11 protein-coding genes and 1 pseudogene are annotated in these 15,263 nt (G+C 38.0%); all 12 read left to right on the top strand.

Going from position 1 to position 15,263, the window contains the following annotated elements; translation table 11 throughout:
• On the top strand, window positions 1-279 hold a 279-nt coding region (locus tag RW114_RS06305; RefSeq protein WP_340121884.1), incomplete at its 5' end, for an IS4 family transposase.
• Between the two features lie 241 nt (window positions 280-520).
• Complete coding sequence (locus RW114_RS06300) at window positions 521-1,849, top strand: UDP-glucose dehydrogenase family protein (RefSeq protein WP_340121883.1); 1,329 nt, start codon at window positions 521-523, stop codon at window positions 1,847-1,849.
• A gap of 84 nt (window positions 1,850-1,933) precedes the next feature.
• Window positions 1,934-3,580, top strand: coding sequence for an MATE family efflux transporter (locus tag RW114_RS06295; protein WP_340121882.1), 1,647 nt, complete (start codon window positions 1,934-1,936; stop codon window positions 3,578-3,580).
• A gap of 68 nt (window positions 3,581-3,648) precedes the next feature.
• On the top strand, window positions 3,649-4,671 hold the full coding sequence (locus RW114_RS06290; RefSeq protein WP_340121881.1) for a nitroreductase family protein: 1,023 nt from the start codon (window positions 3,649-3,651) through the stop codon (window positions 4,669-4,671).
• Between the two features lie 221 nt (window positions 4,672-4,892).
• Window positions 4,893-5,975, top strand: a complete 1,083-nt coding sequence (locus RW114_RS06285) for a polysaccharide pyruvyl transferase family protein (RefSeq protein WP_340121880.1) — start codon at window positions 4,893-4,895, stop codon at window positions 5,973-5,975.
• A gap of 12 nt (window positions 5,976-5,987) precedes the next feature.
• A complete protein-coding gene (locus RW114_RS06280) occupies window positions 5,988-6,950 on the top strand; it encodes a glycosyltransferase family 2 protein (protein WP_340121879.1) in 963 nt (320 codons plus the stop codon).
• An 8-nt stretch (window positions 6,951-6,958) separates the two neighbouring features.
• Entirely contained in the window at window positions 6,959-8,098 is a 1,140-nt protein-coding gene (locus tag RW114_RS06275) for an EpsG family protein (RefSeq protein ID WP_340121878.1), read from the top strand.
• Window positions 8,099-8,374: 276 nt separating this feature from the next.
• Entirely contained in the window at window positions 8,375-9,448 is a 1,074-nt protein-coding gene (locus RW114_RS06270; protein WP_340121877.1) for a glycosyltransferase family protein, read from the top strand.
• 343 nt (window positions 9,449-9,791) lie between these two features.
• Window positions 9,792-9,969 (top strand): annotated as a pseudogene (locus tag RW114_RS06265) (DapH/DapD/GlmU-related protein); the annotation flags it as partial.
• 444 nt (window positions 9,970-10,413) lie between these two features.
• On the top strand, window positions 10,414-12,927 hold the full coding sequence (locus RW114_RS06260) for a glycoside hydrolase domain-containing protein (protein ID WP_340121876.1): 2,514 nt from the start codon (window positions 10,414-10,416) through the stop codon (window positions 12,925-12,927).
• A gap of 197 nt (window positions 12,928-13,124) precedes the next feature.
• Complete coding sequence (locus RW114_RS06255; protein WP_340121875.1) at window positions 13,125-14,153, top strand: polysaccharide biosynthesis protein; 1,029 nt, start codon at window positions 13,125-13,127, stop codon at window positions 14,151-14,153.
• Window positions 14,150-15,262, top strand: a complete 1,113-nt coding sequence (gene wbjC, locus RW114_RS06250; RefSeq protein WP_340121874.1) for a UDP-2-acetamido-2,6-beta-L-arabino-hexul-4-ose reductase — start codon at window positions 14,150-14,152, stop codon at window positions 15,260-15,262. Before RW114_RS06255 ends, wbjC begins: the two co-directional genes overlap by 4 nt.
• Window position 15,263: the final 1 nt, after the last annotated feature.

Here is a 15,263-nt window from a genome sequence, read left to right as displayed (position 1 = left end):
TATTTAATGCGATTAGGGCGGGTCTGTCCTGACTTGTCAGCAGACTTGATATTTGACCCTTTAGAATGGAAGTCCTCTTTTGTATTAGCCGACAAGGACATTCCAGAACAAACACCTACGCTTAATGAGGTGCTAAGGAATTTAGCGACGTTAGGTGGTTTTTTAGGCAGGAAATCGGATGGAGAGCCCGGCGCTAAAAGCATATGGAAAGGGTTCCAGAGAATACAAGACTGCGTGTATGGAATACAGATAGCCCGCAAGCTAGATGGACTGGTTTAGTATTTGTGTGTAAGGAGATGGGTACAAACCATTAACAGTCTTCGAAGGTACGCATGGCACATTCCGGGAATTGTCGGGTTACGCTCATGCTAATCCGACTTACACGGCTTTTGACATTGGCAGGCACCGAGTACTTTCCCAAAGGTATATTGCTTTGCAAGTTTGATAATTGGTATACGATGCATATAAGATATTTTCTTAATAAAATTAACGTAGATATAAAGCAACTGGAAATAAATAAATGAAAATCAGTGTGATCGGTAGCGGCTATGTTGGCCTGGTAAGTGGCGCCTGTTTCGCCCAAATGGGTAATGACGTCACCTGTGTAGATATTGACGAAAGCAAAATAGCCAATCTTAAGCAAGGCATTGTGCCCATTTACGAACCTGGACTAGACGAAATGATCCAGGAAAATCTTAAACAAAACACTTTACATTTCACCACAGATAGCCAAAAAGCCATTACCGAATCAAAAATAATATTTATTGCCGTCGGCACGCCCATGGGTGAGGACGGCAGTGCCGACCTACAATATATTTTGGCGGTTGCAAAAAATATTGGCCAGCATATGCAAAGCCACGTTGTCGTCGTTGATAAATCGACCGTTCCTGTGGGTACAGCTGAAAAAGTGCGCGAAACCATTCAAACCGAATTAAATCAACGCGGTTGCAACCTAACTTTTGATGTCATATCAAACCCGGAGTTTCTTAAAGAAGGCGCAGCCATAGAAGACTTCATGAAACCAAACCGTGTTGTCGTTGGTGCTGATAACGCCAATGCGATGGACATCATGCGCGAACTCTATACCCCCTTCATGACTAAGAATGATCGGTTTATAGGCATGGACATTAAAAGTGCCGAAATGACAAAGTATGCCGCCAATGCGATGCTGGCTACCAAAATTTCATTTATGAATGAAATAGCCAATATTTGTGAACAAGTTGGCGCTGATGTCAATCAGGTTAGGCATGGCATTGGCTCTGACAATCGAATAGGTTACAGCTTTATTTATCCAGGCTGTGGATACGGCGGCAGCTGCTTTCCAAAAGACGTACAAGCCCTGGTTAAAACAGCAAAAAATAATGGTTATAACCCCCGGTTATTAGCAGCGGTAGAAGCCGTTAATACCGATCAAAAATCCGTGCTTGCCCATAAAGTCATCAATCGCTTGGGAAAAGATTTAACCGGCAAAACCTTTGCCGTCTGGGGACTCGCATTTAAACCCGAAACTGATGATATGCGCGCCGCCGCCGCAATTACCATTATTAATATGCTGACCACGCAGGGTGCAAAAGTAGTGGCTTACGACCCTAAAGCACGACACGAAGCGGAAAGCTTTTACCTTAAAGGCAATAAAAATGTCAGTTATGTCGATAGCAAATACGAAGCCCTTAAAAATGCAGATGCCATATTATTAATAACAGAATGGCAAGAATTTAGAAGTCCCGATTTTGATGAAATAAAAAAATTACTCAAAACCCCCTTATTTTTTGATGGGCGCAATCAGTTTAAACAACAGCGAATGGAAGCCATGGGCTTTGAATATATCCAAATTGGCGTTAATAAGTAACCCAAATAGAACAATTTTAGCGCTTAAATAACAAATGCCATTAGTCCTGATCTCTAGGGCTTATCCAAAATAAAATAATATTGAATGTCTAAAAATAAAATAATCGCCAAAAACACAATATTGTTATATTTTCGAATGCTGCTCACGTTGGGAGTCACGCTATATACCTCTCGAATTGTACTGAACACATTAGGGGTAGTGGACTTTGGTATTTATAATGTAGTCGGTGGCGTGGTGATAATGTTTTCTTTTTTGAACAGCGCCATGTCCTCCGCAACACAACGTTTTCTTTCTTATGAAATAGGCAAGAACGATTACGAGCAGCTAAAAAAGGTATTTAGCATGAGTGTTAACATTCATGTCATTATTGCACTTATCGTTATTATTTTGGCTGAAACTGCAGGACTTTGGTTTCTGAATACTAAGTTGATTATCCCTCTAGAGAGAATGGAAGCAGCCAATTGGGTATACCAGTTTTCTATTTTATCATTTGTGCTGACCATGATGGGCGTTCCGTATAACGCTACCATCATTGCAAACGAACGCATGAATGTATATGCCTTTGTCAGTGTTGTCGAAGTGGCATTAAAATTAATTGTCGTGTTTGCTCTTGTCCGGTTTGGATATGACAAATTAAAGATGTACGCCATTTTGATTTCTTGCGTATCCGTGATTGTTTGGATGACCTATAAAGTCTATTGCAAACGTAATTTTCCCGAATCGAATTACCGTTTTTTTTGGGAAAAATCGTTATACAAAACCTTGATGAATTATGCAGGCTGGAATCTTTTTGGCAATATAGCGGCTATAGCAATGGGGCAAGGCGTAAATATATTGCTGAATCTTTTTTTCGGCCCGATTGTCAATTCGGCAAGAGGCATAGCCTTTCAAATCAATGGAGCTGTTAGCGGATTTGTGATTAACTTCCAAATGGCTATGAATCCACAAATCATCAAATCCTATGCAGCCGATGATAGGAAGTATATGCATCAATTAATATTTCAAGGTTCAAAGTATTCTTTTTTTTTACTATTTTTTATCGCCCTACCCATATTTATGGAAGCTGAAATCATTCTTAGATGGTGGTTAAAAATCGTTCCGGAACATACGGTTCTATTTTGTAGGTTGGTGCTAATAAATACATTAATTGATTGCATATCCGGCCCTTTAATGACGGCAGCTCAGGCAACCGGAAAAATAAAAAAATATCAAGCGGTGGTGGGCGGTTTTTTATTATTAATTTTACCCATTTCATATGTATTATTAAAAAAAGGATTTCCTCCAGAGATAACTTTATATGTGAGTATTTCTGTTTCTATCATTGCCCTGCTTGCAAGGCTTTTTATTTTAAGACCTTTATTAAATTTGTCTATTCTTAAATTTACACGGACCGTATTAATTCCTATTTTACTGGTTGCGGTGATATCGGTTATTTTCCCTTTGATAGTTAAGTACAGCGTTAATCAAGAATTTATCCAATACTTGGCCATATATTTTCCTTTGATACTGAAATATAATCTTAATCAAGAATTAATCCAGTACTTGACTGTATATTTTCCTTTAATACTGAAATGTAATATTAATCAGGAATTAATCCAGCTCTTTACTGTAGGTATAGCTTCGATTCTATCGGTTACAATTTCTATATACTTGTTAGGATTAAGAAATGAAGAGCAAGTTTTTATGAAAAACAAATTGCGGAAATTTGTTTTTAAAACTAAAGAGAGATAAAAAGAATATTACCGCAGATGTTTCACCATAATATCAACAAAAATTACACAGACAACAGGATGCAGTTGATGCAACAAATAAAAAAAATAGTTCATTTTTTTCTAGGAAATAATTCTTACGGAAAACTGAGCTTATATAAACAACGTTTTATATCTCTCCCTAGAAATTTCTATTTAGATTACTTGTTGTACAAAAAACATTCTATTGTTTTTGAGCAAGATACATTCAATAAAATTGAGACATTAATAATTTTAAAATATCACTCATTAGAAAAGGGATTACTTCACAAAGAAATAAAGCATCAATTTGGAAAACAATATGTCATAGAATTATGTCAATTATTAAAAAGAAAAGACGTAATATCTAAGCGACATCGAACTCAAATTGCAGCAGCCTATTTAGCATTATGTAGTTATTATGAATCACATGTAGAGCACAATATCGACATTTCTAGTTACTTTGATGAAGCAGATTATGATCTTTTCAAGGAATATTCTGTTTCAAATTTGTCTAGCGTTAAAGAACACCAACTCGTTAACTATTTTGAAAACTCTGATAAGGACTTTTATCATTTTTCCAACTCAAGATGTAGCGTGAGAGATTTTACCGGTGATAAAATTCCATTTGATACGATACAAAATGTAATTGAACTTGCAAAAAATGCACCTTCTGTTTGTAATAGACAGCCTGTAAAAGTGTATTATATTGATGACAAGAAGAATATTGATAATATTTTTGCAATTCAAAAAGGATTGAAAGGGCACTCTGATGAGGTATCACAATTGTTAGTGGTGGTAAGTGACCGGAACTATTTTTATTCTGTTGGGGAGAGAAATCAGCTATATATTGACGGGGGCATTTTCTTAATGAACCTTTTATATGCTTTGCATTATTATAAAGTGGCTGCATGTCCTGCTCATTGGGGGCTAAATAATGATTCTGATAAAAAAGTAAATAATTTATTAAATATGTCAGATTCCGAAAAGGTCATTTGCTTAGTTGCAGTCGGGATACCACAGGATAAATTTAAAACAGCTTTATCTTTGAGGCGCTCTACTGATGAAATATTGATGAGAGTCCCGATAAGATGAAAATAGGTATACTTACTTTTCATTGGTCTGGAAATCAGGATGTTATGATGCAAACTTTTGCGATACATACTTATTTAAAAAAAATACGTTAAAAACGTAAAATAAAATTAGTAATACGTTTTTAAAGGAAAAAAGCAGGGCCGAAATATGATTATATTTTCCGGAATAATAAATAGATATTTTTAATTCAATCGTAATTTTTAATAAAAAAACAAATAAACATGCTTAAATCAGAAAACAAAAAAGTCGGGATATTAACATTTCATCACTCCCTGGACAATTATGGCGCTGTATTACAAACATATTCCATTTATCAGCTTATTAAAAAGTTAGGCTACGAACCCTATATTATTAACTTTATCCCAAAAGATCCATCTTTTAAAGCGAAGGTATTTTTCGCTTTAAAAAAGGTACTTGGATTTCAATTCGATTTATTTAGAAAAGAGTATATACCCAATATTCTTAAGGAGGTCGATAGTATTGACGATCTGAAAGAATTGAATAATTCCCTAGATTATTTTGTTGTTGGCAGTGATCAAGTATGGAGGTATAGAGATAATCACACGTACCTTTATAAATATTTCTTTGATTTTGTTAACGATGACAAACCAAAAATTGCTTATGCTGCAAGTTTCGGAATAGACCAGTGGCATGGCAATGAAAAAGTAACTCAGCATGTCGGTAAGCTGATGAATCGATTTCATTCAATATCTCTTAGAGAAGAATCAGGAGTTGATATTTGCAGAGACATAATGGGTATAGAGGGAACAAAAGTACTTGATCCAACTTTGGTATTGGATAGTACATACTTCCATGAAATTGCAAATCGTACACAGCTCAATAAAACAAGCCCTCATAGTTACATAGCCTATATGTTACTCGATGAGTCTCTGAATCAAGAAGTTTATTTCAAAAATTTAGCAACAAAAAATAATTTAAATTTCATAAAAATCAGAGGAATAACAATTTCACCGAAAAAACATCTCTATTTTTTGAATAGTATCAGCAGATGGCTTTTCTATATAAAAAATGCTGAAATTGTTATAACAGACTCATTTCATTGCGTGGCATTTTCCATTATATTTCGCAAAAAATTTATTTGTATTTCCAATGAAAGAACTGGCGTAACACGCTTGAAAAACTTACTGAAATTAGTTGGCCTGGAATCAAGACTTATTACAAGTTTGAGCCAAATAAATGAAGATGAAATATTTGTAAATGATATTAATTATGATGAAGTAGAAAAAATATTAGAAAAAGAAAGAAACAAATCAATTGAATTTCTTAAAAACAGTTTATTATAAGATTTTTATTTCATGATAAAATTATCCATTATAATCCCTGTTTATAATACCGAGAAATATGTATCCCGGTGTTTAAATAGTTGTTTAAATCAAACGGCTGACCAAGAAAATTACGAAATTATTGTTATTAACGATGGCTCTACGGATAATAGTCTTGATATAGTCAGGGATTTTGAACAGAAAAATAAAAATGTAACTGTTATTTCTCAAAAAAATCAAAAACAAGGTACAGCAAGAAATAATGGGGTGAAACTTGCAAAAGGTAAATACATCTGGTTTATTGATTCTGATGACTGGATAGAACCAAATGCTATTTCCGAGATTGTCAAATATCTATATATTCACAATTTAGATATTTTAAGATTTGACGGAGCAGATCGCCGTACCTATAACGATACCGCACAAATAAGATCGTGCCATCATATTCCACATCAGATATATTACCAGCACGAAGTTTTATTAGAGAATAAATTTAGTGTGTGCGTTCCGTTTCATGTATATAAAAAAGATTTTTTACTGGATAATGAAATTTATTTTCTGGAAAATATCTTTTATGAAGACAATGAATTTATGCTAAAAATTTTTGAGAAGTCTTCTTCATTTTCTTATTTAAATAAATGTTTTTACAACGTACTTATTAGAGAAGACTCTACTACTAGGTCAGTCGATTATTCTCGAAAACTGGACTACATTAGGGTAATTGAATCATACATTGAATATATAAAAACAAACAACCTAAAACCAGAAGTACAGCATATTTTTGAAATTCATATTGCTCGTTGCATGAATAGCGCGTTATGTGGCACAACAAAATCTCCAGATGTTTTTAATAAAGCAATTGAATTGCTGAGTAACTTGAAATATTTATATTTCCATGTCAAATGCTCAAAATCATATTTTCATATTCTTGAGTTTCATTTTATGAAATATCCAAAAATATTACGTAAGCTATTGTTAATGCATTACAATAATTAGACACCCCTATGATAGATCTTTTTACATATTTTATATATGTGCCCGTACTCTTTTTATCTATTTTTTTGCTACTGTTAAAAACCCATGCTTACCAGGACAGTGCAATTGATTTAATTACACGGCCAAATAGATTACGGATAAACCACTTTATTGCCCTCTTATTGATTAGCTTTATTGTTGGCTTTAGATATTATGTTGGTATTGATTGGGAAGGTTATAAAGATGCTTTCGAGTTTATACGACTGAATAAATCAGCTTCTTTTCAAGATGCACACATGGAATGGGGTTATTGGACGATTAATAAGGTTGTTGCTGAACTAGGCGGCAGTTACACATTAATGTTTTTTGTAGTTGCTTTTATAAGTTGGTATTTCATTTTTAAAAGCGTACCTGCTGCCTTATTACCATTGGTTCTTTATTTTCTTATAACTGATGAATTCTTTTTTTGGTCTATGAATGGGGTTAGGCAATTTGTTGCAGCAAGTATATTTTTATGTTCCATTAAATTTATAATTACGCGAAACTATAAGGTTTATCTGATATTAATTATTTTTGGTTTTCTATTTCACACCAGTATCTTGCTTGTTGCTCCTTTATATTTTGTTCCTTTTCAGAAGCTTTATAATCAGAAATTTTGGATAGTTGCTTTTATAGCATCATTTATTTTTTCAAATACACCTGCTTTAATTAACGGAATAACAACTGTATTTAAAAACCTGTTCGAGTTAATTCCAGTTTTATCTGCTTATCTGCAATATTTTGAGGATGTTGAAAGATTTGAAGCCAGGGAACAAGTTCGAGGATTAGGCTTTTATTTTAAACATTTAGTTACAATATTCATTCTGATTTTTAGCAAGTCAGTTATTGATAAATATCCACAAACAAAAGTATATTTTATTCTATATTTTTGTGGAGCAATTATTTTTAACTTATTCTCTACGTTTCAGTTGATAGGTCGAGTCAATGTGTATTTCCTTGTTTTACGTTCAGTTGTTTTGGCTATTATTGTAATTGATCTTTGGAGAAGCAGGAAATACAGGATTATTCCAACTGGACTAGTAACATTGTATTTTGTTCTGTATTTAACAACTATTTATAACTCATCTAATATGTGCTCTCCTTATAGATTCGATTTCATGAGGTTTTAGCGATTAATAAATACCTTACCTTCATCGAAGGTTAATAACAGTATATTAAAATAAAAACACTATATTTAAGCTAAACATTTGTTGTCTTTCCTCGAAGAAAATTGGCAATTGTTTTATGAAATCACTATGGATTATTCAATATAATATGAACGACAATATATTAAAAATAACTATTATTACTGACACCATTCAAGCTTGTCGAAAAGGGTTTTATGATTACCTTATTTTCTGTCATGCAAGTAAAAAAATTGTGACGAATTGGAGGTTGTCTTAAATATGAAAATAGCTATAGTTTATCCAAGAATTTCGCATTACAGAGAAGATTTTTTTAATGCCCTTGCTAAGAATTTTGATATAGATATTTATGTTTATGAAAATGATGTTGATAACATAAAAGAACATTTTGATATTTCTTCCATTAGCGTAAAGAAATTAAAATCAATAAAAATTTTTTCCAAGATAAAATTATTTAATTTCTTTTCTGTCTTAAGAGGTAATTATGACCTGGTTATATTGAGCGGTGAAATAAGAGTCATAACCATACCGCTATTGTTAATATTGTTAAGACTGTTTCGCGTCAAAACTATATTGTGGGGGCATGGGATTAGTATTCATTCTTATCTGCAAGAAGAGAAAAATCTGCATCCTTTTCGCATCTGGTTTCATAAGTTAGCTAATCATATATGGCTATACACCGAAGCGGAAAAAACTATCTACAAAAAATATTTCCCTGAAAATAAAATTACCGCTTTAAATAATACGATCAATGTTGCTGATATTTTGAATAGGCCGCAATCAGATAAGGAATATCTATTGGCTAAGTATGGAATAAAAACGCCAATTAATTTTATTTTTTGTGCAAGGTTTACGATATTAGAAAGGCGTGCTGATTTGCTGCTTGAGCTAATTAAAAAACTCGATCCTTCTAAATTCGGATTTATAATTATCGGTGAAGGCCAGTACAGGCCTGATTTTACTGGAATGCCAAATGTGCTGTGCCTTGGAAAAGTTTATGATACGCATATAAAAAATGAGTTATTTGATTTGGCTGATTTATACCTGCAACCAGCATGGATAGGTTTGTCTGCAAATGAGGCGCTGGCTTACGGAAAAGCGATTCTAACATTTAAACGTTCGCCAGAAATAAAGCAATGTGTCGAATATGCTTATTTGAACGAAAAAAACAGTTACATAGCTGAAGATGTTAATGATATGGTTGAATTTATTAATTCCTTAAATAAGGATAAGATAAAGACCTATAGTGAAAATAGTTTAACTTATGCAAAAGAGAATTTGTTAATGGAAAAAATGGTTTTAAATGCTGTTGACTCAATCAATTCACTATCTTGATGGCTTTGTTATGAAATTTGATATTTATTTTTTCTATAGGTTAATTAGATATTATTTTCCGTCAATATTGCGGTTTAATGTATTTGGCAAGCTATTTCGTAATCAAACTGTTGGAAAATTCTTATTAGTAGGGAAAGATACTAAGATACTAAAAAACTTTGAATCTGGAATTTGTGTTCAAATCGGATATAGATGCTTCATAGGCCCAAGTGTCAGTTTGGGAAACTTTGTTCTTATCTCTGATAGCGTTCATATTATTGGTAATGATCATATACATGATGTTGTCGGAGTACCAGTTACTTTAGCTGGCAGGCCAAATAACTATGAATTGCTTGAGACAGTTATCCATGATGATGTATGGATAGGGCATGGCGCAACCATTATGCGTGGGATCACAATAGGAGAAGGCAGTATTATTGCATCAAATTCAGTTGTGACAAAAGATGTGCCGCCCTATTCAATTTATGCTGGCGTGCCAGCAAAATTCATAAAAAAACGTTTTCCTGATCAAGATATTGAAAAACATAAAAAATTTCTTTTGTTGTTCAGGCAAGGAAAGTACAGGCTTTTGCATGACAATAAACCTATTTTCGCTAACAATTAATATAGAGCAATTATTTCACTAGAACTGGTGCGTCAAAATCATTGTCATTACCTCAGTACAATAATCAGCCGACAATTTCTGATGTAATTTATTTTGTTTTGCCCCGGCTTACCCTGATATTGAATATATTGTAGTAGATAAGGTGTCGTCAGATGACGATGCAGATTATTGTTAATTCCTGCAGCAGAGATAAAATTTATTGGGTTATGCCATCCTTCCAACTGAAAACCGGAAATTTTAATGGTAATTGGCTGCCACTGCTACTGATCAGGCTGCTATTGGTTTAATGCTCTGATTTATGTAGGCTTGTTCCTCGCAGCTTCTGTCAACAATATCACCCATCAATCGGAATAAAAGAGCCATGCCATACCTGACTATTATTTGCAAAAGAAGCCTGTTCATTGTCGCATGCTGGTTATTATCAAACCCATTAGTGCATGCGTATGATTTTAATTACAGTGAAAACTTTGAAACTTCGGATCCCTTTCGCCCTTGGGCAAGCAATGGGACATACACCGTCAACTTCAAAGGTTTGGAACAAGACGTTCCCCTTTTAGGGAACAGATATTTCAAACTCGACATAACGCTTGATACAGCAAGCTACGCGTATTTTTATATACCCCTCTCCCCTATCCCATCGGCAAGGGGAAAACTGAATTTCAGCGGAAAAATCCATGTCAAGGAAGCCGAAGGACACGGTTCCGCATCGTTGGGAACGAACGTCTCCTTGTCTCCGTCGCCAATAAGCGGTGTCAATATCATTGAGCGTCTAAGCCAGCCATCCACGGCATGGGTCACGCAAACGTCGGATCTGATCGCCGCGGCCAGGATGCCCCAGGCTCTTGCCGACTACGGAGCGACCGACAAAGACACGGGATTCTGGACTGACAAGGTCGGACTTTATGTTTTCGGTTCACCCGGCGACAGGATTGAAGTTTATATCGACGAGTTGTCGATTAAAGGCGCTGTTGACGATCCAAAGCCATACAAAAAATCAACGACAGAAGCATGGGCTTCCCATCTCGTCAGGATGGAATCCGTCAATTCAGAAAACCAAAGCAAAATCGACACATTAAAACAGTATCTGGCCAAAGCCAGTCCAGAAAAAGTTCAGTTGTTAGCGGGCGCTGAATCAGCCTTTTCAGAGGTACTGCATAATTTTAAAGGCGCATTAAAAACCCCTGCCCGGTCTCTGCAAAAAGTGAGCGACCATTGGCAAGTGCTTGATGGGTTGCTCGAGGATGATTCGAGCGCTGAAAATATAGTCATATTTCCTTGGCCAGCGACAAAAAAACTGCCCAATGGGCCGCGTCCGAAGGACAAAAACATGGACCCACTTTCTGTTCGCATGGCGCGCGGCACATTTGAAGCCGCATCGTTTGTGATCCGCGCAACCCATCGCGGCGTATCCAATGTCGCTATCCAGCCAACCGATCTTGTGGCGGCTGACGGAGGCGTTATTTCCGCATCCAATATCGATATCCGTGTCGTGAAGCGCTGGTATCAGTCCAACGATGGCCAAGTGAATTACACGCCAGACAAGCATCATCTATCCGAACTGTTATTAAAAGATGACAGCCTGGTGCGGGTTGACGCAGCGGCACAAACCAATGCGCTACGGGTAACATTGCCGAACGCCCCACAGTCTTACATCGACATCACTGCGCCAGCTGCGACTTTTCCAGGTGAAGCTTCGATATCTGATGCCAAAACCCTGCAGCCATTTAATCTTGTACCCCACTACAACCAGCAAATTTGGCTAACATTTCATGTGCCGGATAACGCCAAGCTCGGACTTTATAAGGGGGCTTTAAATATCCGTGACGCCGACGGACACGCCAACACGGTTAACTTGAGCCTGACGGTTTTACCGTTCACCCTGAGCCAGTCGCGTCTTGAATACGGCATTTACTATTCGTCGGTGCTGTCTAAGGGCGATAAGCCGGGTTTTTCCAATGCCAAATCGAGCGCTCAAATCATGGCCGAACTCACCAACATGCGCGATCATGGAATAAAGTATCCTACCGTCTACGAACCCCTTGCCAACCTGGAAAAACGGTTGACCATGATGAAATCTGCCGGTCTTCCCACTGACCGCCTATATGAACTGGGTAATTCCGGGATCCATCTGTCTTCTTCTACTCCAGAAGAAATACAGAAATTCAAACATGTGGCCGGCTCAGTCATGAAGGTGGCCGCCAAAAACGCTTTTTCCAATGTGCATTTCTACGGCGTTGATGAGGCTTCCTTGGCTGTTTTGGCTCAGGAGCGCCCTTTCTTTGAAGCAGTACACCAGTTGGGGGCCAAGGTGTTTACGGCGGTAAATTCGAAAGCCTCCACCGTAGATTCTATCGCGGCAGCAGGGAACCTACTCGACGCCCCGGTACTCGCCGGCGAAAGAACCGCAGAGGAGATTGCAGCGTGGCGCAGCCATGGGGCAAGTCAGGTGTTTTTGTATGCCAATCCTCAAGTCGGCGTCGAAGACCCTGAGATTTATCGCAAGAATTTTGGCCTTGGCATGTTTGCCGCCGGCTATGACGGCGCCATGAATTTCGCTTATCAATTTCCCTTCGGAGCGACATGGAACGATTTTGACGACCCCAAGAAACGCTACCGCGACCACATGTTTACTTATCCAACGTCCGATGGCGTCATTGATACTGTCCAGTGGGAGGGCTTTCGGGAAGGGATCGACGATACGCGCTACCTGGCGACATTGCTGGATCTTGATCCGAATCGCACCGAAGCAGAGATGCGTGCGTGGGCAACATCCCTGCTCGGCAAAAACAGGGATGTTGCCGCCATCCGCGAGTTGCTCATTGACGAGATTCTTAAAGTGCTGGCAAACAAAAAACCTGCCAACCCGGCTGGCTGACAGTTCTTGAAGCTATGGTGCTGATGAAATCAACATGCTGATTGGTATCGCATTTCTTAATATCGACTTTATTTAGATGAAAATATCGCCCATTTTTAACCCATAAAGACTCTCACTAAGGAAACTCTAGAGATTTTTTGCAGAAAAAATTTGGCTAGATTAGCCATACAACTCAATTTAAAATTTAAGGATTATTCATGTTTAAAAGTAAAAAACTACTCATCACCGGCGGCACTGGCTCTTTCGGCAATGCTGTGCTGGACAGATTTCTCAATACTGACATTGAGGAGATTCGCATTTTCAGCCGTGATGAAAAAAAACAGCACGATATGCGGCTCCTCTATAACAACGATAAGATCAAGTTTTACATTGGCGATGTACGCTCTTTTGACAGTATCGATACTGCAATGTGTGGTGTTGATTACGTGTTTAGTGCCGCCGCGTTAAAACAAGTGCCCTCTTGCGAGTTTTACCCGATCGAAGCCGTTAAAACCAACATTCTGGGTACTGAAAACACCCTGAAAGCGGCGATTAAAAATAACGTTAAAAACGTTATTGTCTTAAGTACCGATAAAGCCGTTTATCCGATTAATGCGATGGGTATGAGTAAGGCATTGATGGAAAAAGTGACTATTGCGACATCGCGCAATGTGCCGGCAGGCGGGACAACCATGTGTAATACCCGTTATGGTAATGTGATGGCCTCCAGAGGTTCTGTTATCCCTTTGTTTGTTGAGCAGATTAAAACAGGCAAACCGCTGACCATCACTGATCCGGATATGACGCGTTTTATGATGTCCTTACCCGATGCGGTTGATCTGGTTTTATTCGCCTTTAAGAATGGTGTACAGGGTGATACGTTTGTGCAAAAAGCGCCTGCCGCAACAGTTTTAACGTTGACGGAAGCGTTAAAGAAAATCTTCAATGCCGATAATGAAATTCGCATTTTGGGTACACGGCATGGTGAAAAAAAGCATGAAGCCTTGTTGAGTAGAGAAGAGTATTTGAAAGCTGCGGATTTAGGTGGCTACTTTAGAGTTTCTGCGGATACGAGGGACTTGAATTACGGGATGTATTACGACAAAGGGGAGCAGGAGCTATCTCAAGAGCCGGATTATACTTCAGAGAATACCGAACGCCTGGATGTTGACGGTATGGTTGAGCTGCTGATGAAGCTGGATTACATCAAGGATGAACTCCAGGCATGGGAGCTTAAACAGTTATGAAGATTTTAGTTACTGGATCAAACGGATTTGTCGCCAAAAATCTGATGGTTCGTCTTAACGAATTGGAAGGCTTTGAAACGGTCACGTTTTCACGGCAAATGCCTGAAACGCAACTGGCCGGTCTTATTTCAGATATTGACGCGGTTGTGCATTTAGCCGGCGTAAATCGCCCGCCATCGCCGGAAGAGTTTGTATCCGGCAATACAGGCCTTACACAGAGCTTGTGTCTGGCACTGCTTGACTGCGGACGGCAAGTGCCGGTTATTTTCACGTCTTCAACACAGGCTGCGCTTAATAATCCTTACGGTAAAAGCAAACTTGATGCTGAACAGACCTTACGACGCTATGCCGCACAAACCGGGGCACCGGTTTATATCTATCGCTTGCCCAATGTTTTTGGCAAATGGTGTAAACCTAACTATAACTCGGCGGTAGCAACGTTTTGCCATAACATCGCAACAGGCTTGCCGATTCAAATTAACGATAGCAATGCCGCATTATCGTTGGTTTATGTGGATGATGTCGTCGACGAATTTATTCGTGCACTAACAAACAAGCTGCATCTTGAGGCTACGGAGTTTTGCTCTGTGCCTATCCAGTATCAGACTACGGTTGGCGAACTGGCGCAGCAACTGGAAGCGTTCCGCGATAGCCGTACTTCGTTGATTTCGGAAAAAGTGGGAGCCGGCCTGGTACGTGCACTTTATTCGACCTACATGAGTTACTTGTCACCCGAGGCCTTTGCTTATGAAGTGCCGAAATTCGGTGATCCTCGAGGCGTTTTTGTCGAGATGCTCAAGACCAAGGATTCCGGGCAGTTTTCTTTCTTTACCGCGCATCCGGGCATTACCCGTGGCGGGCATTATCATCACTCCAAGACTGAAAAGTTTCTGGTTATCAAGGGACAGGCGCGTTTCGGATTTCGTCACATTCTGACCGACGAAACTTACGAACTGGTTACTTCGGGTGAACAGCCCACGATTGTGGAAACCATTCCGGGTTGGTCGCATGATATTACCAATGTGGGTGAGGAAGAAATGGTGGTGATGTTGTGGGCCAATGAGATTTTTGATCGCGATCGACCTGATACGATTGCAAGCAAGGTTTAAT

It is taken from the genome of Methylobacter svalbardensis (assembly GCF_037671525.1).
GTDB lineage: Bacteria > Pseudomonadota > Gammaproteobacteria > Methylococcales > Methylomonadaceae > Methylobacter_A > Methylobacter_A svalbardensis.
Note: the sequence above shows the minus strand (reverse complement) of the source record. Positions and strands in the feature narration are given on the sequence as shown.